Raw genomic sequence first — 25958 nt, 5'->3', positions numbered from 1 at the left:
TTTTGTTTTTGTTGGACGCATGAAGCAGCTGAAAACATTTACAATTAGCCGATTCCTGTTTTTTCAAGAAAATTATGGTATAATTGTTCAGTTATAAAATTAAATGCTACAAGAGGAAAACATGACACAAACTAGAGATGACATCCGTAACGTTGCAATTATTGCGCACGTTGACCACGGAAAAACAACACTTGTTGATGAACTATTAAAACAATCCCACACCTTAGATGCCCGTAAAGAGCTTGAGGAGCGGGCGATGGATTCCAATGATATTGAAAAAGAACGGGGCATTACCATCTTGGCCAAAAACACGGCTGTGGCCTATAATGATGTCCGTATTAATATCATGGATACCCCAGGGCACGCGGACTTTGGTGGTGAGGTTGAGCGGATCATGAAAATGGTTGATGGTGTTGTTCTGGTTGTGGATGCCTACGAAGGAACCATGCCGCAAACCCGTTTTGTGTTGAAAAAAGCTCTTGAGCAAAATCTGATTCCGATTGTTGTGGTTAACAAAATTGACAAACCATCAGCTCGCCCAGCAGAAGTCGTAGATGAGGTGCTTGAACTTTTCATTGAACTTGGTGCTGACGATGAACAGTTAGAATTCCCAGTTGTTTATGCTTCAGCAATCAATGGAACCTCATCGTTGTCTGACGATCCAGCTGACCAAGAGCATACGATGGCACCTATTTTTGATACCATCATTGATCACATTCCAGCTCCAGTTGATAATTCAGATGAGCCGTTGCAATTCCAAGTGTCGCTTCTTGATTACAATGACTTTGTCGGACGTATTGGTATTGGACGTGTTTTTCGTGGTACTGTTAAAGTGGGTGACCAAGTGACCCTCTCAAAACTAGATGGCACAACTAAGAATTTCCGCGTGACCAAGCTCTTTGGTTTCTTTGGACTTGAACGCCGTGAAATCCAAGAGGCTAAGGCTGGTGATTTGATTGCCGTTTCAGGTATGGAAGACATTTTCGTTGGCGAAACCATTACTCCTACAGATTGTGTCGAAGCCCTACCGGTTCTTCGTATTGACGAACCAACACTTCAGATGACTTTCTTGGTCAATAACTCGCCTTTTGCCGGTCGTGAAGGGAAATGGATTACCTCTCGTAAAGTAGAAGAACGTCTCTTAGCCGAGCTTCAAACCGATGTTTCCTTGCGGGTTGAACCAACTGATTCTCCAGATAAATGGACTGTTTCAGGTCGTGGGGAATTACACTTGTCTATTTTGATTGAGACAATGCGCCGTGAAGGTTATGAATTGCAAGTTTCTAGGCCAGAAGTTATCATCAAAGAGATTGATGGCGTCAAATGTGAACCTTTTGAACGGGTACAAATTGATACACCAGAAGAATATCAGGGAGCTATTATCCAATCCTTATCAGAGCGTAAAGGTGATATGCTTGATATGCAAATGGTGGGAAATGGTCAGACCCGGTTGATTTTCTTGATTCCAGCGCGTGGCTTGATTGGCTATTCAACAGAATTTTTATCAATGACGCGTGGCTATGGTATCATGAACCATACCTTTGACCAATATTTGCCAGTGGTTCCAGGCGAAATTGGTGGTCGCCATCGCGGTGCTCTTGTTTCCATCGAAAATGGCAAAGCAACAACTTATTCCATCATGCGTATTGAAGAGCGCGGTACAATCTTTGTCAATCCAGGGACAGAAGTCTATGAAGGCATGATTGTCGGAGAAAATTCACGAGAAAACGATCTTGGTGTCAATATTACAACGGCTAAGCAAATGACAAATGTGCGTTCTGCAACTAAGGACCAAACAGCTGTCATTAAAACTCCTCGAATTTTGACACTTGAAGAGTCGTTAGAATTCTTAGCTGATGACGAGTATATGGAAGTCACACCAGAAGCCATTCGACTACGCAAACAAATTTTGAATAAGGCAGCGCGGGATAAGGCAAATAAAAAGAAAAAATCGGCAGAATAACCTCCCACCCTACTTGACTTGCAGTTAAACAGCTGTCAAAAATGATTGAGGTCCAATATGTTTTATCTCATAGTCGCTGTGTTGATTATTTCTTATTATTTATTTATGGCACCAAAAAGCGTGCGTAACACTCTAACAATGATTGGGGTCGTTGGGATTTTAGCAACCTTGCTGGTGCTTGCCTGCCTAAGTCTTGTCAAGTTTATGCAGTCACCCCCTGAAATTTTGATTGCCTTGGGCATGATTGCCTTAGCTGTTTTTGCGATCAGAGATATTCAGCACATGTCAAAAAAATAAACTTATAAGAGAGCTGTTCTTTGGAGCAGTTCTTTTGTGTATCCTAAAACCAGTGCCAGATCAAGTCTTAGCAAGCATGCGCTAGCCGCTGCTCAGCCGTTCCCTTTGCGGTTAAAAAGGCTAGTTAGGTTGTTAGTCAGTTTTTTTAAAATAGTTGCACTAGAAAGGTTGAGCGAAAAAAGCGACCGATTTTTAGCGCTGCTTAGGCTTTTACTTGGATGCTGCTTCACCTTGAAAAATCAACTAAATAAGGTTAGAATAGTAGGGAAATCTTAAACTAACAGATAGAGTGAACCTATGAAACAGATAACAAGCTTTTTACATAAAAAAGTCCTCATTTTAGGTCTGGCCAAGTCCGGTGAAGCAGCTGCCCGCTTGCTGCAAGCCTTAGGAGCGATCGTCACCGTAAATGATGCGAAACCTTTTGCTGAAAACCCTGCTGCTCAATCCCTCTTAGAAGAAGGGATAAAAGTCATTTGTGGTAGTCATCCTGTTGATTTACTAGATGAACAATTCGTCCTGATGGTCAAAAATCCAGGAATTTCTTATGCTAACCCCATGGTAAAAGCTGCACAAGCAAAGGGAATCCCTATTTATACAGAAGTCGAATTAGCTTATCTGGTTTCAGAAGCACCAATTATCGGCATTACTGGCTCCAACGGGAAAACAACGACAACCACGATGATTGCGACTGTTTTAGAAGCTGGGGGGCAAGCGGCCCGCCTATCAGGGAACATTGGTTACCCAGCTAGTGAGGTTGTTAAAACTGCTAAAGCGACTGATACGCTTGTAATGGAGCTCTCTAGCTTTCAATTGATGGGTGTGGAGCACTTTCACCCTCGTATTGCAGTGATTACTAATTTGATGCCAACACATCTGGACTATCATGGTTCGTTTGAGGCCTATGTTGCTGCCAAATGGAACATTCAAAAGCAAATGACTGCAGATGATTATATTGTGCTGAATTTTAATCAAAGCATTGCTAAAGAATTAGCCCAAAAAACCAAGGCCCAAGTGCTTCCTTTTTCAACGCATGAAAGAGTTGAAGGAGCCTACCTACAAGATGGTCACTTATATTTTAAAGAGGAGCGCATTATGGCTGCGGCTGAGGTGGGTGTGCCTGGCAGTCACAACATTGAAAATGCTTTAGCAACTATTGCGGTGGCAAAGCTATCTGGCATCAGCAATCAGGATATTCGGACCAGCCTAATGCATTTTACTGGTGTCAAACACCGCTTGCAGGCACTCGGTCAAGTTAAGGGAGTCACCTTTTATAATGACAGTAAGTCTACCAATATGTTAGCCACTCAAAAAGCACTGTCAGGCTTTGATAATGCTAGAGTGATTTTAATTGCTGGTGGTCTAGATAGAGGCAATGAATTTGACGACCTTGTCCCTGATTTGACTGGTCTTAAACAGATGGTAGTATTAGGTCAGTCAGCACAGCGGGTCAAACGCGCAGCTGATTTAGCCCAAGTCCCTTACATGGATGCAAAGGATGTGCGGGATGCGACGATCAAAGCTTTTGCAATGGCTAAAGCCGGTGATGTGATTTTACTAAGCCCAGCTAATGCCTCCTGGGACATGTATCAAAACTTTGAAGTTCGTGGTGAGGAGTTTATTGCCACTGTTGAAAGCTTAAAAGGAGAATAAGCGTGGCTAAAAAAATGATGTTTACGGGAGGCGGCACGGTTGGCCATGTCACCTTAAACTTGCTCCTGATTCCTTATTTTATTAAAGACGGCTGGGAAATCCATTATATTGGAGCCCAAAATGGTATAGAACAAGAGCAGATCCAAAAATCAGGTCTGCCGGTGACTTTCCATGCCATTGCTACGGGGAAATTGCGCCGCTATTTTTCATGGCAAAATTTTGCGGATGTCTTTAAAGTTGTTTGTGGTATTTTGCAATCTCTGGTCATTTTAGCTAGGGTGCGACCCCAAGCACTGTTTTCCAAAGGTGGCTTTGTTTCAGTGCCACCAGTGATTGCTGCTAAAATGCTGGGAGTTCGTGTATTTGTGCACGAATCGGATTTATCCATGGGCTTAGCAAATAAAATTGCCTACCGTTTTGCGACTACCATGTATAGCACTTTTCAGCAGCCAAGCCAACTAACCAAAGTTAAACATGTTGGTGCAATTACAAAGGTAAGAGAAGGGGCAGTTGACCCCAGTCTCTTGCCGCAAATTGAGGAGATTAAGGCTCAGTTTGACAGAAATTTGCCAACGCTGCTTTTTATTGGGGGGTCAGCAGGTGCTAAGGTCTTTAATGAATTCATTTCCAAAACCAGTGATTTGTTGGAGCATTATAATGTTATCAACATTACAGGTGATGCTGATTTAAAGGGGTTATCAAGGCATCTCTACCGGATTGATTATGTGATAGATCTTTATTATCCTTTGATGGATTTAGCTGATATTGTGATTACCCGTGGTGGTTCTAACACTATTTTTGAATTAGTAGCGATGGCAAAACCACATCTTATCGTCCCACTTGGCCGTGAAGCAAGCCGGGGTGATCAATTAGAAAACGCTGCTTATTTTGAAAAGCAAGGCTATGCAGTCACTCTTTCTGAGGAAGATTTAACCTTTGCTCACTTGCAAGCAAAACTGAAGCATCTATTACACAACCAAAGAAGTTACCAGGACAATATGCAACATTCCAAGGAGTTGACATCACCAGAAAAATTTTATAACCTATTAAAAAATGACCTAAGCTCTAAACCGAAAGAAAACTAAATGACACAAGAAAAGCACAACAAGCCAAATGATCAAGAGCCAGTTGTTTTAACGGAATGGCAAAAGCGCAATATTGAGTTTTTACAGAAAAAAAAAGCTAAAGAAGCTGATGAATACAAATTAAAAGAAAAGCTGCGCATTAAGAAACGTCAAGAGATACAAACCAAACCAACCTCTGATGATTCCTCACCAGCTGATCAGACATCAGATTCTACAGATGATTCCAAAACATTGTCAAAATCAGTTAAAAGCTCTGGCAAGAAGGCTGCAAAGAAGACAAAGTCAGCAAAAAAAGCCAAAGCAACTAAAATCAAACCGGTTAAGAAACAGCCACGAACTAGATCTAAAAAAGAGCTAGCCTTTATTAAAGCTTTACCCGTTTTACTGATTAGCACCTTAGTCTTGGCTCTATCTGGTTATTTTGTGACGCCTTATAGTCAAGCTAAAAGGATTACAATCACTGGGAATACACATGTTTCTAAAGCACAGCTGATACAAGAAAGTGGCATCAAGTCTTCAGATTATTGGATCAAACTTTTGTTTGGTCGAAAGCATTATGAGCATAACCTTATTTCTCAAGACATTTGGGTTAAAGATGCTAAAATCAAGTACCATTTTCTTAATCACTTTACCTTTAAGATCAAGGAACACCGAATTATTGCTTATGCTCAAACGCAAAAAGGCTACCAGCCAATATTAGAAAATGGTCGGCGCGTAGCAGCAATCTCTAAGGACTCCTTACCAAAATCGTATTTGATTATTAATTTGGAAGATCAACAGGCCATTCAAGAGCTTGTTCGAGATTTAGCCAAGTTACCAGCAGACTTGGTGAAGGATATTAAATCTATCAATTCAGCAAAATCGAAAACAACCACTGATTTGCTCGTCTTAACGATGCAAGATGGAAATATTATTCGCCTTGCCCAAAGCCAGTTGCCTAAACGGTTGCCTTACTATTTAAAAATTAAAAAGAATCTCAAGGAACCTTCAATTGTGGATATGGAGGTTGGGATTTATACTACAACCCAGGCCATTGAAGCAAAGGCTGTTGATGATAAGTCTGACTCTAAGAAGGCTGATGAGCCTAAGGCTCCTACTAATCAAGCACAGGAGCAAACTATACCTGCAACCTCAACAACTCCCGCAAATGCTCAAGCGGCACCAGCAGGTACTGCTGCCCAGGTCCAAGGAGGCGATACCGCATCGCAAGAGCCACCTTCTGGTCAGGGTCATGAATGAGAAATGTGATGGGCACAAAGTGCCGTGAAATAGGTTGTTTTTACGCCTTTTAAAAAATTAAGATTCTATAACAAAAAACGTGAAATGATAACATTTTACGTTTTTTTATGGTATAATGTTTCCTGAATGATTCTGTTTTGAACAGTGTTTAGAATAGTATAAGTTTGGAAAGATAGTGAGGGCAAGTGAATGGCTAGAAATGGCTTTTTTACTGGTTTGGATATAGGGACTAGCTCCATAAAAGTGATGGTTGCCGAATATATCTCTGGTGAGATGAATGTCATCGGAGTTAGCAACGTTCCTAGTACAGGCGTAAAAGACGGAATAATTATTGATATTGAAGCGGCAGCACAAGCAATCAAAGCAGCCGTTGGACAAGCAGAAGAAAAAGCAGGCATCACCATTGAAAAAATCAACGTTGGCTTACCTGCTAATTTATTACAAATTGAACCAACCCAAGGAATGATTCCTGTCCCAAGTGAATCAAAAGAAATCAAAGACGAAGACGTTGATAATGTCGTTAAGTCAGCTCTCACAAAGAGCATTACACCTGAACGTGAAGTGATTTCCTTAGTTCCAGAAGAATTTGTTGTGGATGGCTTTCAAGGTATTCGCGATCCTCGGGGAATGATGGGAACCCGACTTGAAATGCGTGGCCTCATTTACACTGGACCAACGACTATTCTGCATAATCTTCGTAAAACAGTGGAGCGAGCAGGTATCACTGTTGAAAATATTATTATCTTGCCTTTGGCAATGACAAAATCAGTCCTAAACGAAGGAGAACGTGAATTTGGTGCGACCGTTATTGATATGGGTGGCGGCCAAACAACAGTCGCTTCGATGAAAAGCCAGGAACTTCAGTATACTAATATCTATACAGAAGGTGGCGACTACATTACAAAAGACATTTCTAAGGTTCTTAAGACATCAATGTCAATGGCTGAAGCCTTGAAATTTAATTTTGGACAAGCTAATGTTGCTGAAGCCAGCTCTACCGATACAGTTAAGGTAGATGTGGTTGGCAGTGATGAGCCCGTGGAAGTAACCGAACGCTACCTTTCAGAAATTGTTTCTGCTCGGATTCGTCACATATTGGACCGAGTAAAGCAGGATTTGGAACGGGGACGTTTGTTAGATTTGCCAGGAGGGATTGTCCTTGTTGGTGGTGGAGCTATCATGCCTGGTGTTGTCGAGGTTGCCCAAGAAGTATTTGGAGTCAATGTCAAACTTCATGTGCCAAATCAAGTAGGAATTCGCAACCCAATGTTTGCGAATGTCATTAGTTTAGTAGAGTATGTTGGTATGATGTCTGAGGTTGAGGTAATTGCTCAAAATGCAGTGGCTGGTGAAGAATTATTAAGACGAAAACCAGTTGATTTTTCAGGCAAAGAAACCTATATTCCAGCATATAATGAATCTAAGACAGGTTCGCCAACTTTTGAACCACATGCTCCGGTCTCTGACAGCTATCGTAGCAAAGATTCGGATCGGCCAAAACGTGACTATGGCGCTAAACTCCGTGGTTTCTTTGGCAGTATGTTTGACTAAAAGTAAAAGTGAGGAATAAAAATGGCATTTTCATTTGATGCAGCATCAGTACAAGGTGCTTTAATAAAAGTAATTGGTGTCGGTGGTGGCGGCGGTAACGCGATTAACCGAATGATTGATGAGGGAGTCGCAGGGGTTGAATTTATCGCAGCAAACACTGATATTCAAGCACTAAGCTCCTCTAAAGCCGAAACAGTAATTCAGCTTGGCCCTAAATTAACTCGCGGTCTTGGTGCTGGAGGCCAACCAGAAGTTGGGCGCAAGGCAGCTGAAGAAAGCGAAGAAGTATTAACAGAAGCCCTATCTGGCGCGGACATGGTCTTTATTACGGCTGGTATGGGAGGCGGCTCTGGAACGGGAGCTGCGCCGGTTATTGCCCGCATCGCAAAAGGTATCGGCGCCTTAACCGTAGCAGTCGTAACTCGTCCGTTTGGCTTTGAAGGCAATAAACGTGGCAATTATGCCATTGAAGGTATCCAAGAACTACGTGAACAAGTTGATACCCTTCTTATTATTTCTAATAACAATTTACTTGAAATTGTTGATAAGAAAACACCACTTCTTGAAGCCCTCAGCGAAGCAGACAATGTTCTTCGCCAAGGTGTTCAAGGAATTACTGACTTAATCACGAGTCCTGGTTTGATTAACCTTGACTTTGCAGATGTGAAGACAGTGATGGCTAATAAGGGTAATGCTCTTATGGGAATTGGAGTTGGTTCTGGCGAAGAACGCATTGTTGAAGCAGCTCGTAAAGCTATCTATTCTCCACTACTTGAAACAACTATTGATGGTGCAGAAGATGTCATCGTTAACGTGACAGGTGGATTGGATATGACCTTGACCGAAGCAGAAGAAGCTTCTGAAATTGTTGGGCAAGCGGCAGGTAATGGTGTGAATATTTGGCTAGGAACTTCCATTGATGACAGTATGAAAGATGAAATCCGTGTCACAGTTGTTGCGACAGGAGTTCGTCAAGATAAGGCTGATAAGGCGGCAGGTTTTCGTCAACCACGAAGCTACAACCAAAGCAACCCACAACAGTCAGCAGGTGCTCAGTATGCAAATGAACAAACACAAGCACAAACGGCTTCTCAACCTAGCTTTGAACGTCGTTCAAGCTTTGACTTTGATATGGGAGAAACACGTGATATGCCAATCTCACATGGTCGCTCACCTAAGTCAACGCATAATCAAGGCTCCGCTTTTGGTAACTGGGATTTAAGACGTGATAACATTTCTCGTCCAAATGAAAGTGAACTTGATAATCAATTACATATGTCAACTTTCGAAACTCCAAATGACGATAATGGAGACGACGAATTAGAAACACCTCCTTTCTTTAAAAATCGTTAAACATGGATTTAAAAACACATAAAGATGTTGTTTATTCACAGGTTGCTAAAGCCATTGCCAAAGCAGATCGTCGTCCAAATGACGTAACGATTGTGGCTGTGACCAAAACGGTTGACATTCAAACGACCGCTCAGCTCATTGATTTAGGGGTCACTGATTTTGCTGAAAACAGAGTTGATAAATTTTTGGCCAAGCACCAAGCTCTAAAAGACAGACCGGTTCGTTGGCATTTCATTGGTAGCTTACAAAGGCGAAAAGTAAAAGAAATCATTAACGACATTGATTACTTTCACGCACTTGATTCTGTTAAGTTAGCCAAAGAAATTGATAAACGAGCCGACCATCCGATTAAGTGCTTTCTTCAGGTCAATATTTCGCAAGAAGAAAGTAAGCACGGTTTTCTAGTCTCAGAAATTGATCAGGCATTAAATGAAATTGCTGCGCTTTCAAAAATTGAATTGGTTGGCTTAATGACCATGGCTCCTTTAAAGGCGAGTAATGAGGAAATTAACCGTATTTTTCTGACAGCTAGTCAACTTCGTCAAACCTTAGCCCAAGCAAATCGCAAGCGCATGCCATTCACCGAATTAAGCATGGGGATGAGTAATGATTATCCGATTGCAATCAAAAACGGAGCAACTTACGTGCGAATTGGAACAGCCTTCTTTAAGTAAATGGAGAAAATGATGGCAGTAAAAGATTTTTTTAATAAAGCAATCTCATATTTTGATACCGATGACTTAAATGACGTTGAAGAGGAGCATTTTGAGGACGCGCAAGAAGAACCCGAGCGACCTAATCGCGTCCAAGCTACAACTGCAGCGACTCAAGCTGCTCCAAATATGAGAACAACACATGAATCCTCACAAGCCCACCCTTCTGAACGTGCTCAGCAAGCGTCAGCTCGAGCAAATATTAGCTATAAAAAAGAGCCGCGTGGTGAGAAAAGCACAGCTGCTAATCGACAAGACCATTATCAGCAGTTGGCAAATCAAGAGCAAACAACGATTGCTTTAAAATACCCACGAAAATATGAAGATGCGCAAGAAATTGTTGATTTATTAATCAGTAATGAATGTGTTTTGATTGATTTTCAGTATATGTTGGATGCCCAAGCAAGACGCTGCCTTGATTTTATTGATGGTGCAAGTAAGGTATTATATGGCAGCTTACAACGTGTCGGACCTTCTATGTATTTGTTGACCCCATCAAATGTATCTGTTAATATTGAAGATATGAATATTCCAAATCCGGGCCAGGATATTAGCTTTGATTTTGATATGAAGAGACGTTAAGCTTATGATTTTTGTACTGCTCATATTATTAAAATTAATTAAAGTATATTCTTACCTCTTGATTGCCTATGCCCTGTTATCCTGGTTTCCAGGTGCCTACAATACTTGGTTAGGAAGAATACTTAGCGACATAGTGGAACCCGTATTGAAACCATTTCAATCCTTTCACTTGCAATTTGCAGGACTCGATTTCACCATTCTTATTGTGATTTTAGTCATGAATTTTGTGAGTGACTTACTCATAAAGATTTTAGTTGGATGATAAAGGACAGTACTATATATCAGCATTTTCACCCTGACGAATATGCGTTTATTGACAAAGTAAAAGATATAATACAGCAAGTAGATCAGACCTATGCCTGGCAAGTAACCGATTTTGTCAATCCTCGGGAGCTGACCATCATTCAAAGCTTAGTTGCCCAGGCGCAACTGACTTGTTTTACGTCAAGTGATCTATTTCTAAGTGAATACCAGCGTGTTATTATTGCACCAGAGTATTATGTCTTAGATCCGGAAGATTTTGATATGGCTTTGATTGAGATGACCTATAATGCAAAGTTCAACCAGATTAGGCATTGCCAAGTTCTTGGAACCTTGCTAAATGAATTAGGTATCAAGCGATCCTTGATAGGTGATATTTTGATTACAGATGGTAACATCCAAGTAATGGTTGCACAAACACTTGTTGATTATTTGTTAGGGACAATTTCAAAGATTGGTCGTGCAAGCGTTCAGCTAAAGCAAGTCCCCCTATCTGAACTTAAACAGGTGAAGGATTTATCGGAAAAAGAGACTGATCTGTTAACGTCTAGTTTGCGACTTGATCGACTGATGGCAAGTGTACTAAAGATGTCACGTCATCAGGCTATCAGATTAATTGAGTCAGAAAAAGTAAAAGTTAACTATCGCCCACAAACCAAATCTGCCCTGACTCTTGCTGAGGGCGATTTAGTGAGTGTACGAGGCTTTGGACGGTTTCGATTCATTCGACTGAATGGTTTAACAAAACATGGTAAATATAAGGTGACGCTAGGAAAAACCTTGCATAAATAAGGAGACATAATGGTACTTACAGCACTTGAAATTAAAGATAAAACATTTAAAACAAAACTGCGTGGTTACAGCGAAGAAGAAGTTAACGAATTTTTAGATATTGTCGTTGATGACTATGAATCACTGGTTAAGCAAAATCGTCAATATGCTTCACGGATTAAGCAGCTGGAAGAAAAACTAGCTTATTTTGATGAAATGAAAGAATCATTGAGCCAGTCTGTTATTTTAGCGCAAGAAACAGCCGAAAAAGTGAAAGCTAATGCGAATTCAGAAGCGACAAATTTAGTGAGCAAGGCTAATTATGATGCGCAATATTTACTTGACGAATCAAAAGCCAAAGCCAATCAAATGTTGCGTGATGCAACCGATGAAGCCAAGCGTGTAGCTATTGAAACAGAAGAATTGAAACGTCAAACGCGTGTTTTCCATCAACGCCTCATTTCCTCAATTGAAGCACAGTTAACGTTGGCCAATGCGCCTGAGTGGAATGAATTGTTGCAACCAACTGCTATTTATCTGCAAAATTCGGATGCCGCTTTTAAAGAAGTTGTTAAAGAAGTTCTTGATGAAGACCTGCCAGAAGCTGATGACAGTGCTTCATTTGATGCAACCCGTCAATTTTCAGCCGAAGAAATGGCAGAATTACAGCGCCGTGTTGAAGAAAGTAACCGTGAATTAGAAGCGGCACAATTAGAACACACTAACAGTTTTGATACTTCCAACCAAGGCGTTAACTTAAACGAAACGCAAACCTTTAAATTAAATATTGAAGACTACGAAAAACGCGATTAAGTGTTGATATTTACAGCAAGCAAGTGATGATGAGAGACTTGTAATCCCTTGACATTTAATTATCATTTTCGCATCTTTCTAGCTGAATTCAGTAAGTTAGGAGGTCTGCTCACCTTACGAGCAATTGAGAGGCTAACTCCTTTTGTGTTAGTCTGAATTAAGGTGGTACCACGAGCTTTCGTCCTTTATTGTGACGAAGGTTTTTTATTATCAGTAAGGAGATAACTGCATGAAGTTAAAAGACACGCTTAATCTGGGCAAGACAGCCTTTCCGATGCGGGCCGGTTTACCAACCAAGGAACCTAAGTGGCAAGCCGCCTGGGATCAGGCCGATATTTATCACAAGCGTCAGCAATTAAATGAAGGCAAACCAGCCTTTCATTTACATGACGGCCCTCCCTATGCTAATGGGAATATCCATGTAGGGCATGCACTTAACAAAATTTCAAAAGATATTATTGTTCGGGCAAAATCAATGTCAGGCTTTCGTGCTCCCTATGTCCCTGGGTGGGACACTCATGGCCTTCCTATTGAGCAGGTCTTAGCTAAGCAAGGGGTTAAACGCAAAGAAATGGATCTGGTTGCCTATCTTGACATGTGCCGTGATTATGCCCTTAGCCAGGTAGATAAGCAACGCGCTGACTTTAAAAGGCTAGGAGTCTTGGCAGATTGGGAAAACCCATACATTACCTTGAAGCCTGAATACGAAGCTGAACAGGTGCGTGTCTTTGGAGCGATGGCAGCTAAAGGTTATATTTATCGCGGTGCTAAACCAGTTTACTGGTCCTGGTCGTCAGAATCAGCATTAGCTGAAGCAGAAATTGAATACCACGACATTGATTCTACATCGCTTTATTATGCCAATAAGGTCAAAAATGGTAAGGGCGTCCTAGACACTGATACTTACATTGTTGTATGGACGACAACTCCCTTTACCGTGACAGCTTCGCGTGGGTTAACTGTTGGTCCGGATATGGACTATGTAGTGGTACAACCAGCAGGTCAAAGCCGGAAATATGTGGTCGCACAAGGTCTTTTAGATAGCTTAGCGGAGCGTTTTGGTTGGACAAGCTTTGAAATCCTAGCTCAGCATAAGGGGACTGAGCTGGAAATGATTGTGACAGAGCATCCGTGGGATCCAGAAGTTGACGAGCTTGTTATTCTTGGTGATCATGTTACCCTTGATTCAGGTACAGGTATTGTCCATACGGCGCCAGGCTTTGGTGAGGATGACTATAATGTCGGAATTAAATATGGCCTAGAAGTTGCTGTTACTGTGGATGAGCGCGGCTTGATGATGGCTAATGCAGGTCCTGATTTTGCTGGTCAATTTTATGCCAAGGTCACCCCTTTGGTTCAGGAAAAATTGGGTGACCTCTTATTAGCCAGCGAAGTCATCACCCATTCTTATCCTTTTGATTGGCGGACCAAAAAACCAATTATCTGGCGAGCTGTGCCTCAATGGTTTGCATCGGTTTCGGATTTTCGGCAGAAAATTTTGTCGGCAATTGAAAAGACCAGCTTTAAACCAGCTTGGGGTCAAAAACGTCTCTATAATATGATTCGTGACCGGGGCGACTGGGTTATCTCGCGTCAGCGTGCCTGGGGCGTGCCACTTCCTATTTTTTATGCTGAAGATGGCACAGCTATCATGACAAAAGAAGTTACTGATCATGTCGCAGATCTCTTTGCAGAACACGGCTCGATCATCTGGTGGCAAAAAGAAGCCAAAGATCTCTTGCCAGTTGGTTTTACCCATCCAGGTTCACCAAATGGGCACTTCACTAAAGAAACGGATATTATGGATGTCTGGTTTGATTCAGGTTCTTCTTGGAAGGGAGTCATGGCTGCGCGAGAAGAGTTAGCCTATCCTGCTGATCTTTATCTGGAAGGCTCAGATCAGTACCGCGGCTGGTTTAATTCATCCTTGATCACTTCGGTTGCTGTTAACGGCCATGCTCCTTACAAGTCCATCTTATCACAAGGCTTTGTGCTTGATGGTAAGGGCGAAAAAATGTCCAAATCATTAGGGAATACCATTCTTCCTAGTGATGTTGAAAAGCAATTTGGAGCGGAAATTTTACGGTTATGGGTCACTTCGGTTGATTCAAGTAATGATGTCCGGATTTCGATGGATATTTTGAAGCAGACCTCTGAAACTTACCGTAAAATCCGCAATACCTTACGCTTCTTGTTAGCTAATACTTCTGATTTCAATCCTCATCAAGATGCAGTTAGTTATGAAAATCTTAGCGCAGTTGACCGTTACATGGTAATCAAATTTAATCAATTGATTGCAACCATTAACCAAGCCTATGCTGACTATGATTTTATTAGCATCTATAAATCAGTGGTGAATTTTGTTACAGTAGATTTATCAGCCTTTTATCTGGATTTTGCTAAGGATGTGGTCTACATTGAAGCAGCCCACAGCATTGAGCGCCGCCGCATGCAAACCGTGTTCTATGATATTCTGGTGAAAATCACTAAACTCTTAACACCAATTCTTCCTCATACAGCAGAAGAAATTTGGTCTTATCTAGAATATGAATCAGAAGAATTTGTCCAACTTACTGAGATGCCTTTGGCTGAATCCTTCCCTGATCAAAAAGCAATTCTAGAAGAATGGGATGCTTTTATGACTCTACGAACACAGGCTCAAAAGGCACTTGAGGAAGCTCGTAATGCCAAAGTAATCGGCAAGTCATTAGAAGCCCACTTAACAATTTATGCTAGCCAAGAAACCAAAACCCTCTTGACCACACTAAATAGCGACATTGCCTTGTTAATGATTGTGTCACAATTAACCATTACTGATGAAGCAGCTAAGCCAGCAGACGCTGTGACTTTTGATGGTGTAGCCTTTACAGTTGAGCGGGCTCAAGGTGAGGTTTGCGAACGTTCTCGTCGCATTGATCCAACAACACGCATGCGCTCTTATGGGGTGGCTGTTTGTGATGCTAGTGCTAAGGTCATTGAAGAAAATTTCCCAGAGGCTGTTGCAGAAGGCTTTGAAAGATAGGCCTAAATTCTGTGTGACAGATAAGGAGACAAACAAAAAAGAAACCAGAGCTTTCTTATTTAGATTGAAGAAAATGTCCGTTGTGACGATTTTTTTCAATCTTTTTTTACGGTATCGCTAAAAACAAAAAAACTCCTAGAAGGTTAACATGTCAACATTTCTAAGAGTAGTCACTTATTTAGCCACCGTATTTTTTACTAAAAATAAGAAGGGATGTTTGCATTTTTGAAAGAAGTCCGAGTTTTTTTAGCCTTGGGCCTTGGCCTTAATAGGAAAAGACATTTCAATTAAATTATTGGTATGAATGGTTTTGATGTGTTCATTCTGCACGATATGGGGATTTATCTTTCGTTTTAGGAAAAATTCGCGAATGACTGCTAATTCTTCGTCCTTGATAGCCCGGTATTTATTAGAAATTAAAATCTCATAATGCTTTGGCGCCTGCGTGAAAACCACATCTGTATTTCCAGCCGAATAGACTTCGACCAGCCGTGCATCAGTGTTTTGTAATTGACTCATGACGAGCTCAGGATGACTACTAGTTGTGTTAATTAGTCTCATAATTTCCTCCTTTTGCTCTGCTAGCTTCACAGGGCAAATCCTATAAACAATCGTTTTAATGATGGCGGGCTTGCCATGCTTTTACGCCCCATTGATGACTTCCGCGCTTGAGAAGTTTGATAGCTTCTGGAATAGGAAACCAAGCTAGCTGGTTAAAATCCTCTAGAGGTTCAGCTAAGTCGATATAGTCGGTGACTTCATAAAGATAGGCAGGATTGTGGAAATAGGTATCTCGGTGACGGGAATAGAAGTATTCATCAGCTTGGCCATAGTAATAACCAAGCGTGGCCGAAAAGCCGAGTTCTTCTTTCAATTCTCGCTCAAGTGCCTGCGTATGGGTCTCTGGGCCTTCAATTTCACCGCCTGGTAAAAACCATGCGCCATTGGGGGCTTGAACGAGAATGATCTGATCTTTATTTTGATTTGGAATAATGGCATAGACTCCTAAGCGTTTCTGATAGTCTACATTATCTTTTTTTTCTCCGAAAACTGGAATTGCCATAAGCTTTCTCCTTTGCCCTTATTATACTAAAAAATAGGGAAATAATCTTTGATTTTGCTAAAAATTTAGCGCTGGATGAAAAAACCTTCATTTTCAAAATTAGAAAATGAAGGTTTTGGGCTTTAATGGCTGGGCTGAGCAGCTTCTTCGCTTTGATTGGCTTTGATTGCAATGTGTCCATTACTTGTCATCATGGCACGTAAGTTTTTCTCAGTTGGGTGTTCAAGGTAATAATCGGTAATAGCATCTTCAATATGCTCTTGGATGGTGCGACGTAAGGGCCGTGCCCCCATTTTTGGATCATAACCAAGCTCTACCAATTTTTCTTTAACTTTGGTAGTGACATCAAGGTGGAGACCGTTGCGTCCAAGCCGATCATTGACATTGACTAGCATTAGATCAACAATTTTAAGAAGGTCTGGTTTAGAGAGTGCAGCGAATTCAACAATGGCATCAAAACGGTTCATAAATTCAGGGCTAAAGAAGTTACCTAGTTGTCCCAGTACCGAATTGGTCCGACCTTCGCGCGCAGCACCAAAACCAACCGACGCTTCAGCATTGCCTGTTCCAGCATTTGAGGTCATGATAATAATGGTATCTTTAAAGCTAACTGTGCGCCCTTGACCATCAGTGAGGCGACCATCATCAAGTACTTGAAGAAACATATGCATCACATCTGGATGGGCCTTTTCGACTTCGTCAAGAAGAATGAGCGAGTAGGGATTACGACGAACTTTTTCAGTTAGTTGACCAGCCTCATCATAACCAACATAGCCTGGAGGTGCTCCGACCAATTTGGATACGGCATGTTTTTCCATGTATTCAGACATATCAAAACGAATCATATTTTCGTCAGAGCCAAATAATTCAATAGCTAATTGCTTAGAAAGCTCGGTCTTTCCTACACCGGTTGGTCCTACAAACAAGAAGGAGCCGATTGGTCGATTGAGGCTGCCTAAGCCGACCCGGTTACGCCGAATGGCCTTGGCGATTTTTTCCACGGCTGCATCTTGGCCAATGACATGGCTCTTAAGATCATCAGCCAAGTGAATCAATTGTGACTGTTCTTTTGCTTTTAAGTCGCCAACTGGGATATTCGTTTTTTCCTCTACGATTGCTTCAATGGTTTTTTCAGTAATCAAAGGAATATCTTGGTCTGTGACCTCTTGTTTTTGCATTTCTTTTAGTTTGAGGATTTGGTCACGGAAATAAGCTGCGCGTTCAAAGTCTTCTTGACGGGTAGCTAGCGCTTTTTGATTTTCAGCGTCTACTAGCTTTTGATCAATTTCTTTTGGATCAACGAAATTAAGTGTTAGATTCATTTTTGAGCCTGCTTCATCCAGCAGGTCAATGGCCTTGTCTGGTAAGAATCGGTCTTGGATATAGCGATTCGAGAGATGAGCCGCAGCTAAAATAGCATCATCGCTATATTGAACATGGTGGTATTCTTCGTATTTCTTTTGAATACCCTTTAAGATAGTAATGGTTTCATCAACAGAAGGTTCATTGACTTTAACAGGTTGCATCCGCCGCTCTAGGGCAGCGTCTTTTTCAATAATCCGATATTCGTTGAGAGTGGTAGCGCCCACTAATTGGAGTTCACCACGTGCCAGAGCTGGTTTTAAGATATTACCAGCATCCATGTTACCATCGCCTGCATTGCCAGCGCCGACAATTTCATGGATTTCATCAATAAATAAGATGACGTCTTTGCGGTTACGAATTTCTTCCATGAGCTTTTGCATGCGCTCTTCAAATTGACCGCGGATACCAGTACCTTGGACCAAGCTGACCACATCTAAACGAATGACATGTTTTCCTTGCAGTTTATGCGGAACATCGCCATCAATAATTTTTTGAGCTAGGCCTTCTACAACAGCTGTTTTACCAACACCTGGCTCACCAATCAGGACGGGATTATTTTTTGTTCGCCGGTTCAGAATTTCAATCACGCGGCGAATCTCATCATCGCGCCCAATGACAGGGTCAATGCCGCCACGACTGGCAATATCGGTCACATCAATACCAAATTCATCTAAGAGTCCTTGAGGAGCTTGCGGATCTTGACGGCGGGTCGCTTGTCCAGACATGCGGTTATTTCGGCTGTTTGGATCATTTGAGAGATTATCTTGTTCTGAGCGTGGACTATTTGGAAGTTTACTAAACGGTTGGAAATTATTTAAATCATCCATAAAGTCTTCAAAAAGTGGTTTAATAGAGTCAGAAAGGGTACCTTGTTTTTGATTGCCCAATAAGCTATTTTGGGGATCTGTCTTCATAATTTGATAACAATTTTGACAAAGGTCAATTTGGCGTTGTTTGCCGTTCACATTAGTATATAGGTGAATAGAGGCTTCGTTTAAGTTACAATTTTGACAAAGCATAGGCTTTACCTCCAGTGAGTGATACGAGTTCAACTTTTAGTCAATAAAGGTCAAACTCTATATGTTCATTATAGCACCCTTTAAGCGGAAAGCAAGTAAAAAGTTTCCTAATTTAGCACTCTTAACTTTTGAGTGCTAATAGCTTGGTCTAGCTTCTAGGGGGCAAGTCATAAGCTGATAGCTACTACAAAATCAGGCCAAGCCAGGAAATAATTCACTTTTAGTGTCTGTTTATAGGTTTTTATGTTAGAATATAGTGAACACTAAACGAAACGAATAGGAGAATGGAAATGGAATCACATCTTGTGAGAATAATCAACCGTCTAGAATTGATGGTAACAGACGATGGGAACCTCAAGCGCAATTTTGAACGTGATGGTGTTGTCGTTGCTGAAGTTTCTTTTTCAAATGACCCAGAAAATGGACCAGTTTTTACCTTACGTGACGTGGAAGCACGGGAATCATACTCATTTGATAGTATTGACTTGATTGCAATGGAAATCTACGATTTATTATATTAAGTTAAAAGACTTGCTTGGGCAAGTTTTTTGTGCTTCCAGACGTTTTTAAGCCTTAAGTTGACAGCTCCTTAAGTGATGGTTTTAGGTTGGTCGCTCCTATTTTGGTCAAATGTTAACCTTAATAATGATTCGGTGGTGAAAGCCACTCTTTTTTTGCTATAATAGGTAACAGACTAAATAAAGAGGTACAAAATGATGGTAGAATTTTTAGATGGAAAAGCATTAGCCCAAAAAATGCAGGCTGAATTAGCTAAGAAAGTAACTGAACTTAAGCGTCAACATCAGATTGTTCCGGGCTTGGTTGTTATTTTAGTAGGTGATGATGCAGCTAGCCAAATCTACGTCAGAAATAAAGAGCGTGCTGCTCACGCTGCAGGTTTTAAGAGTCAGACCGTTCATCTGTCTGAATCAATCAGCCAAGAAGAATTGATTAATGTCATTATGACCTACAATGACGATCCGAGTATCCATGGCATTTTAGTTCAGCTCCCCTTACCAGACCACATTAATGACAAAAAAATTATCCTATCTATTAACCCAAGTAAGGATGTTGATGGCTTTCATCCGATGAATACAGGTCATCTCTGGTCAGGTCGGCCCCAGATGGTGCCTTGTACACCTGCAGGAATTATGGAGTTGCTCAGTGCCTACTCTATTTCATTAGAAGGCAAGCATGCGGTAATTATCGGCAGATCCAATATTGTTGGTAAGCCCATGGCCCAACTGTTGCTAGCCAAAAATGCCACAGTTACCTTAACCCATTCACGAACGAAACATTTAAAGGCCTTTACCAAGCAAGCAGATCTGCTAATTGTAGCGATTGGTGCTGGGCACTTTGTGACAAAGGATTTTGTCAAGGCTGGCGCGATTGTTGTAGATGTTGGGATGAACCGTGATGACAATGGCAAGTTAATTGGTGATGTAGACTTTGCTTCGGTTTCTCAGGTAGCTAGCATGTTAACACCTGTCCCAGGTGGCGTTGGCCCAATGACCATTACCATGTTGTTGGAGCAAACCTATCAAGCGGCCTTGCGTAAAGCAGCTAAAAACTAAATGATGTATGAGCGCCAGCTTTTGCCTTAATGACAAAGGAAGCCTTCCCTTTCAATCTGTGAAGCCGTAGGGCTTCTTTTGTCCTTTATCCTCTCATTTGTAGGGGAAAAATGGTATACTACATATGTTAGATGCACTATTATGTATGTTAGATATAACTTTTAACTCTCATAGAAAGAAAACACGATGGCTAATTATCTCTCAGTGTCTGAGCTGACGAAATACCTAAAAATGAAGTTTGATCGTGATCCTTATCTGGAACGCGTTTATTTGACAGGACAGGTGTCCAACTTTCGCCGGCGTCCTAACCATCAGTATTTCTCCATTAAGGATGAAAAAGCAGTTATTCAGGCGACCATGTGGGCAGGACAATTTAAGAAATTAGGATTTGAGCTAGAAGAAGGGCTCAAGATTAATGTCATCGGACGTGTCCAGCTCTATGAACCCAGCGGCTCTTACTCCATCATCGTTGAAAAGGCTGAGCCTGATGGCATTGGTGCCCTAGCACTGCAATTTGAACAACTAAAGAAAAAACTCGCAGAAGCAGGGTATTTTGATGCAAGGCACAAGCAGTCTTTGCCACAATTTGTTCAAAAAATCGGAGTGGTCACTAGCCCAAGTGGAGCGGTCATTCGTGATATTATTACCACTGTTTCTAGACGCTTTCCCGGCGTGGAAATTCTTTTGTTTCCCACCAAGGTCCAAGGTCAAGGCGCAGCACAAGAAGTGGTCGCAAATATTGCTCGGGCAAACCAGCGCGATGACCTGGATTTACTCATTGTAGGTCGTGGTGGTGGGTCGATTGAAGACCTCTGGGCCTTTAATGAAGAAATGGTGGTTCAGGCTATCTTTGAATCACGCTTGCCGATTATTTCCAGTGTTGGCCATGAGACAGATACGACTTTGGCTGACTTCGTCGCAGATAGCCGAGCAGCCACGCCAACTGCTGCTGCTGAGCTAGCCACACCGGTCACCAAACGTGATCTCTTATCCTGGATAGCTGAGCGAGAGAATCGGGCTTATCAGGCGAGCTTGCGTTTACTTAAACAAAAAGAAGAAAAATTGCAAAAAGCGCGCCAATCTGTTATTTTTCGCCAACCTGAGCGTCTCTATGACGGTTTTTTACAAAAACTAGATCGCCTCAATCAGAAATTAACGTATGGTATGCGCGAAGAGCTGCAACAGGCTAAGCAGGCGCAAGGTCTTGTGTGGCAGCGTCTGCAAAGCCTTGATTTGCAAAAGCAAGTGCAACGCTATCAAGATCAGATCTTACAAGATCAACGCCGATTAATGCGCGCGGTGCAAGGCATTTATGATAGCAAAGCAACTCGTTTTGACAAGGCACAAGATGCGCTTTTATCACTAGATAGCTCTCGCATTGTCGCGCGTGGCTATGCGATTGTCCAAAAAAATCACCAATCACTATCATCAGTTCAAGGGATTAAAGCAGGCGATTCTTTGCAAGTTCAAATGCAAGATGGCCAGTTAGAAGTGGAGGTTACACATGTCAAACAAGACAACATTTGAAGCACAATTACAAGAACTTGAAGCAATCGTTACACGCTTAGAATCAGGTGATGTTGCCTTAGAAGAGGCGATTACTGAATTTCAAAAGGGAATGACTATTTCCAAACAATTGCAAAAGACACTCAAGGAAGCTGAGGATACTTTAGTTAAGGTCATGCAGACCGATGGAACAGAAGTAGAAATGGATGCTTAATGATTAACATTGAACTGATTAATGAAGCAATTCACCGTTATTATCACAACAGTGCTAGCCCAGTTTCGCCCCAGCTTATTGAATCCATCTTGTATTCAGTTGATAGTGGCGGCAAACGCCTTCGCCCGCGGCTATTCTTAGAATTACTAGAAGGATTTGGTTTGGAACTCACCCAAGCTCATTATGACTTGGCTGCGGCCTTGGAGATGATTCATACTGGCTCTCTCATCCATGATGATTTACCTGCTATGGATAATGATGATTACCGGCGGGGGCGCTTAACCAACCATAAGCAATTTGATGAAGCTACGGCGATTTTGGCTGGCGATAGTCTCTTTTTAGATGCCTTTGCCCTGATTGCCCAGGCTAGTTTTCAAGCAGAATTAACGGTGCAGTTAGTGGCTTTATTATCAAAAGCCTCAGGTACTTTTGGCATGGTTGGTGGCCAAATGTTAGACATGCAAGGAGAAGAGCGGCATTTAAGCTTGGCCGAACTAGCCCAGATTCATCGCAACAAAACAGGGCAATTGCTGAGCTATCCCTTTACAGCAGCCAGTATTTTGGCCCGACAACCTCTGGAAATTCAAAGCCAAATGACCCAAGCTGGCTACTTGATTGGCCAGGCTTTTCAAGTTCGTGATGATCTTTTGGATCTGACTGCTAGTTTTTCAGAGCTTGGGAAAACGCCCAAGAAGGATGTTCAGGCTGCAAAAGCCACCTATCCTAGTTTGCTAGGTATGGAAGCATCTTATCGTATTTTAAACCAAGATTTAGATCAGGCGCTCGCTATTTTTCACACAGTGGCAGAGGAGACCCAGTTTGAGATGACAAAAATGACCCATTTGGTAGAAGGATTACGATTGCATGGCTAAAGAACGTGTTGATGTACTTGCTTATAAACAAGGACTTTTTGATACCAGAGAACAGGCAAAACGTGGTGTTATGGCAGGCCTGGTCATTAATGTCCTAAATGGCCAACGCTATGATAAACCAGGAGAAAAAATTACCAGCGATACAGAACTTAAACTAAAAGGGGAAAAATTAAAATATGTTAGCCGTGGTGGTTTGAAATTAGAAAAGGCCTTGCGGGTTTTTGATATTTCAGTGGAGGACCAGGTTACACTTGACATTGGGGCTTCTACCGGCGGCTTTACGGATGTGATGTTGCAATCGGGTGCGCAATTCATTTATGCGGTAGATGTTGGAACAAACCAATTGGTCTGGCAATTGCGGCAAGATGCGCGTGTGCGCTCAATGGAGCAGTACAATTTTCGCTACGCCACACCAGCAGATTTTACAGAAGGCTTGCCGACCTTTGCTTCAATTGATGTTTCCTTTATCTCTTTGCAGCTGATTCTGCCAGCTTTGCATCAGATTTTAGCCGATGGTGGTCAGGTTGTTGCCTTAATTAAGCCACAATTTGAGGCGGGGCGCGAGCAAATTGGCAAAAACGGAATTGTTAAGGATCCTACTGTTCATGAAAAAGTTTTAGAAAAAGTGACAACTTTTGCTTGTGACTACGGATTTACAGTTAAGGGGCTTGATTTTTCTCCTATTCAAGGGGGACATGGAAATATTGAATTTTTGATGTTTCTGCAAAAAGCTGCTGGCGCACACAATGAGGTCTTGCCTTTGATTCATCCCCTAACGCAAAAGGCACATAAGGAATTTAAAGATAATGAAAAAGAGTGAACGCTTAAATCTGATTAAAAAGATGGTGCTTGAGCAGACGATCGAAACCCAGCATGACCTGTTAGCTCGGCTAAAAGAGTATGGCTTAGAACTCACTCAAGCAACCATTTCACGTGATATGAACGAAATTGGGATTGTCAAAATACCATCTGAAAATGGACGCTATATATATGGCCTATCACAAGATAGCGGCAAAAAGCTTGTTCAACGGCCAGCATCCATTCGGCGAACTATTTTAACCATATCAGAGCCTATGCCAGGTCTGGACACTCACTTGTTTTTGCAAGTTATACCAGGCAATGCTATGGTTATCAAGAAGTATGTGACAGCAGATTTTTCTGATCGGCTATTTGCCATATTGGCAGATGATGATAGTATTTTAGTGATTGCTAAAACAGCGGCTGACTGTGAGCTCATCCGACAGACAGTTACCAAGTGGAAAGAAAGCGCACAATAATTGAAGGAGTGCCTATGTTACTAGAGATTTCAATTAAAAATTTTGCCATCATTGAAGCTATCTCCTTAAATTTTGAAAATGGGATGACGGTATTAACAGGGGAGACTGGGGCTGGAAAATCCATTATTATTGATGCGATGAACATGATGCTAGGTGCCAGAGCTAATACAGAAGTTATCAGGCACGGGGCTGATAAGGCTGAAATTGAAGGTTTCTTTACCATTGCACAAACCTCGCCTCTCCATGACATCCTTAGCGAATTAGGCATTACAGCCCAAGAAGAACTCATCATCCGGCGGGAGCTTTTTGCCAACGGTCGTAGTGTAAGCCGGATTAATGGCCAGATGGTGACTCTAGCTAACTTAAAACGCGTTGGTCAATTATTAGTTGACATCCATGGGCAGCACGACCAAGAGGAATTAATGCGCCGTAACCGCCACCAAGCTATCTTAGATGCCTTTGGCGATAGTTCTCTAAAGACTGCAAAAACTAACTATCAGACCATTTTTGATACCTATAAACACGCGCGGCGTCAGGTGCTTGAGCATCAAAAAAATGCGCAAGACCATAAAGCACGGATTGAGATGTTAGCCTTTCAATTGGCTGAAATCGAAGGTGCGGCCTTGCAGCGAGGCGAAGATGACCGGCTCATGTCAGAGCATACTAAACTGCTCAATCATAAAAAAATCGCAGATACGCTGACCAATACAGCGGTGCTCCTGGATAATGAAGATTTCTCCAGCCTAAACAATATCCGCTTTGCGATGAATGATATGGCTAGCATTGAAACTCTTGATCCGGATTACCAACAGCTTTCAAGCAATTTATCAGAAGCCTATTATATCCTAGAAGATGTTAGCAAGCAGTTAAATGATATTATAGAGGGCCTTGATTTTGATGGCGGCCGCTTACAAGCTATCGAGCAGCGCTTAGATGTCTTAAACAGCTTAACCCGTAAATACGGCGGCAAGGTCAATGATGTGCTTGACTATTATGACAATAGTTTAAAGGAATATCACTTACTAACTGGCGGCTCTGATGATAGCGGTCATCTGGCCTTAGAGCTCAAGCAGCTGGAAAAACAGTTGCGAGAAGCAGCCGATGTCCTTAGCCAGGAGCGCCGCAGATGTGCTGAGCGACTAGAAAGCACCATTAAAGCACACCTACAAGAATTATACATGGAAAAGGCAGACTTCAAGGTGCAATTTGACAAGGCAAAGTTCAGTAAAGATGGCAACGAAACCATTGAATTTTATATCCTCACCAACCCTGGTGAAGGCTTCAAACCCCTGGTCAAGGTGGCTTCTGGTGGTGAATTATCTCGCTTAATGTTAGCCATTAAGTCAGCCATCGCCCAAAAAGAAGATCGGACAAGCATTGTCTTTGACGAAGTTGATACAGGAGTATCTGGCCGAGTTGCCCAGGCCATCGCCCAAAAAATCTATAGCATTGGCCAACATGGCCAAGTCTTAGCTATTTCGCATCTTCCCCAGGTCATTGCTATTGCTGATTATCAGTATTTTATTTCCAAAGAAAGCAGTGATGATACCACTGTCTCTAGGTCGCGTTTGTTAAGCAAGGAAGAACGCATTGAAGAAATTGCCAAAATGCTAGCAGGCAGCACAGTGACCCAGGCTGCCCGCATTCAAGCTAGCCAATTATTGGACAAATAGCTGGTAGAAATCCATTTGATTTATCCTACTTAGAAAGAAGGAGTGACTGAGACATAAGTCGATTTTTCTCCTTCTTTTTTTGATGATTCCGC

The 25958-nt window shown here is 41.9% G+C and carries 24 protein-coding genes; 21 read left to right on the top strand and 3 right to left on the bottom strand.

Annotated elements, in window-relative coordinates:
* Positions 1-121 precede the first annotated feature (121 nt).
* From typA to ileS, 13 genes are all read left to right on the top strand, one after another.
* Positions 122-1963, top strand: a complete 1842-nt coding sequence (gene typA, locus K5J94_RS08660; protein ID WP_159543609.1) for a translational GTPase TypA — start codon at positions 122-124, stop codon at positions 1961-1963.
* A 57-nt stretch (positions 1964-2020) separates the two neighbouring features.
* Entirely contained in the window at positions 2021-2260 is a 240-nt protein-coding gene (locus K5J94_RS08655; protein WP_159543611.1) for a DUF3165 family protein, read from the top strand.
* A gap of 297 nt (positions 2261-2557) precedes the next feature.
* Positions 2558-3913 carry a UDP-N-acetylmuramoyl-L-alanine--D-glutamate ligase gene (murD, locus tag K5J94_RS08650; RefSeq protein ID WP_221912949.1) on the top strand — a complete coding sequence of 452 codons (1356 nt, stop codon included), beginning with the start codon at positions 2558-2560 and terminating at the stop codon, positions 3911-3913.
* A gap of 14 nt (positions 3914-3927) precedes the next feature.
* On the top strand, positions 3928-4998 hold the full coding sequence (locus K5J94_RS08645) for a UDP-N-acetylglucosamine--N-acetylmuramyl-(pentapeptide) pyrophosphoryl-undecaprenol N-acetylglucosamine transferase (protein WP_408022844.1): 1071 nt from the start codon (positions 3928-3930) through the stop codon (positions 4996-4998).
* On the top strand, positions 4999-6237 hold the full coding sequence (locus K5J94_RS08640) for a cell division protein FtsQ/DivIB (RefSeq protein WP_159563961.1): 1239 nt from the start codon (positions 4999-5001) through the stop codon (positions 6235-6237).
* 189 nt (positions 6238-6426) lie between these two features.
* Entirely contained in the window at positions 6427-7788 is a 1362-nt protein-coding gene (ftsA, locus tag K5J94_RS08635) for a cell division protein FtsA (RefSeq protein WP_159563962.1), read from the top strand.
* Positions 7789-7809: 21 nt separating this feature from the next.
* A complete protein-coding gene (ftsZ, locus tag K5J94_RS08630) occupies positions 7810-9141 on the top strand; it encodes a cell division protein FtsZ (RefSeq protein WP_159543621.1) in 1332 nt (443 codons plus the stop codon).
* A 2-nt stretch (positions 9142-9143) separates the two neighbouring features.
* On the top strand, positions 9144-9815 hold the full coding sequence (locus tag K5J94_RS08625; protein ID WP_221912946.1) for a YggS family pyridoxal phosphate-dependent enzyme: 672 nt from the start codon (positions 9144-9146) through the stop codon (positions 9813-9815).
* Positions 9816-9827: 12 nt separating this feature from the next.
* Positions 9828-10436, top strand: coding sequence for a cell division protein SepF (locus K5J94_RS08620; RefSeq protein WP_159564001.1), 609 nt, complete (start codon positions 9828-9830; stop codon positions 10434-10436).
* Between the two features lie 4 nt (positions 10437-10440).
* The gene (locus tag K5J94_RS08615; RefSeq protein WP_159543628.1) at positions 10441-10698 is read left to right on the top strand and encodes a YggT family protein; all 258 of its coding nucleotides are present in this window, start codon (positions 10441-10443) and stop codon (positions 10696-10698) included.
* Complete coding sequence (locus K5J94_RS08610; RefSeq protein ID WP_159543630.1) at positions 10695-11489, top strand: YlmH family RNA-binding protein; 795 nt, start codon at positions 10695-10697, stop codon at positions 11487-11489. Before K5J94_RS08615 ends, K5J94_RS08610 begins: the two co-directional genes overlap by 4 nt.
* Positions 11490-11498: 9 nt before the next feature.
* Positions 11499-12281, top strand: coding sequence for a DivIVA domain-containing protein (locus K5J94_RS08605; protein ID WP_159543632.1), 783 nt, complete (start codon positions 11499-11501; stop codon positions 12279-12281).
* A gap of 229 nt (positions 12282-12510) precedes the next feature.
* A complete protein-coding gene (gene ileS, locus K5J94_RS08600; RefSeq protein ID WP_221912944.1) occupies positions 12511-15303 on the top strand; it encodes an isoleucine--tRNA ligase in 2793 nt (930 codons plus the stop codon).
* A 246-nt stretch (positions 15304-15549) separates the two neighbouring features.
* On the opposite strand, the gene K5J94_RS08595 is transcribed toward ileS, so the two are convergent.
* From K5J94_RS08595 to K5J94_RS08585, 3 genes are all read right to left on the bottom strand, one after another.
* Positions 15550-15864 (bottom strand): DUF1827 family protein, encoded by a 315-nt coding sequence (locus K5J94_RS08595; RefSeq protein WP_159543636.1) that lies wholly within the window; start codon positions 15862-15864, stop codon positions 15550-15552.
* Between the two features lie 55 nt (positions 15865-15919).
* Positions 15920-16366: an NUDIX hydrolase gene (locus tag K5J94_RS08590; RefSeq protein ID WP_159543638.1), complete on the bottom strand. Its 447-nt coding sequence runs from the start codon at positions 16364-16366 to the stop codon at positions 15920-15922.
* 122 nt (positions 16367-16488) lie between these two features.
* The gene (locus K5J94_RS08585) at positions 16489-18750 is read right to left on the bottom strand and encodes an ATP-dependent Clp protease ATP-binding subunit (RefSeq protein ID WP_159563965.1); all 2262 of its coding nucleotides are present in this window, start codon (positions 18748-18750) and stop codon (positions 16489-16491) included.
* A gap of 290 nt (positions 18751-19040) precedes the next feature.
* Between K5J94_RS08585 and K5J94_RS08580 the strand changes: the two genes are divergently transcribed.
* The 8 genes from K5J94_RS08580 (at position 19041) to recN (ending at position 25866) form a co-directional block, all read left to right on the top strand.
* Entirely contained in the window at positions 19041-19271 is a 231-nt protein-coding gene (locus K5J94_RS08580) for a YkuJ family protein (protein ID WP_159543642.1), read from the top strand.
* Between the two features lie 195 nt (positions 19272-19466).
* Positions 19467-20324 (top strand): bifunctional methylenetetrahydrofolate dehydrogenase/methenyltetrahydrofolate cyclohydrolase, encoded by an 858-nt coding sequence (locus tag K5J94_RS08575; RefSeq protein WP_159564002.1) that lies wholly within the window; start codon positions 19467-19469, stop codon positions 20322-20324.
* Between the two features lie 186 nt (positions 20325-20510).
* Positions 20511-21851 (top strand): exodeoxyribonuclease VII large subunit, encoded by a 1341-nt coding sequence (gene xseA, locus K5J94_RS08570; RefSeq protein ID WP_221912942.1) that lies wholly within the window; start codon positions 20511-20513, stop codon positions 21849-21851.
* Positions 21829-22044: an exodeoxyribonuclease VII small subunit gene (locus tag K5J94_RS08565; protein WP_159543646.1), complete on the top strand. Its 216-nt coding sequence runs from the start codon at positions 21829-21831 to the stop codon at positions 22042-22044. Before xseA ends, K5J94_RS08565 begins: the two co-directional genes overlap by 23 nt.
* A complete protein-coding gene (locus K5J94_RS08560) occupies positions 22044-22916 on the top strand; it encodes a polyprenyl synthetase family protein (protein ID WP_221912939.1) in 873 nt (290 codons plus the stop codon). Before K5J94_RS08565 ends, K5J94_RS08560 begins: the two co-directional genes overlap by 1 nt.
* Positions 22909-23736: a TlyA family RNA methyltransferase gene (locus tag K5J94_RS08555; protein ID WP_221912938.1), complete on the top strand. Its 828-nt coding sequence runs from the start codon at positions 22909-22911 to the stop codon at positions 23734-23736. Before K5J94_RS08560 ends, K5J94_RS08555 begins: the two co-directional genes overlap by 8 nt.
* Positions 23723-24193, top strand: coding sequence for an arginine repressor (locus tag K5J94_RS08550; protein WP_159543653.1), 471 nt, complete (start codon positions 23723-23725; stop codon positions 24191-24193). Before K5J94_RS08555 ends, K5J94_RS08550 begins: the two co-directional genes overlap by 14 nt.
* 14 nt (positions 24194-24207) lie before the next feature.
* Positions 24208-25866: a DNA repair protein RecN gene (gene recN / locus K5J94_RS08545; RefSeq protein WP_221912936.1), complete on the top strand. Its 1659-nt coding sequence runs from the start codon at positions 24208-24210 to the stop codon at positions 25864-25866.
* The last annotated feature ends 92 nt before the right edge of the window (positions 25867-25958 follow it).

Source organism: Streptococcus halichoeri, assembly GCF_019774635.1.
Classification (GTDB): Bacteria; Bacillota; Bacilli; order Lactobacillales; family Streptococcaceae; genus Streptococcus; species Streptococcus halichoeri.
The sequence above is the reverse complement of the archived record's forward strand: the minus strand, read 5'-3'. Positions and strand labels throughout refer to the sequence as shown.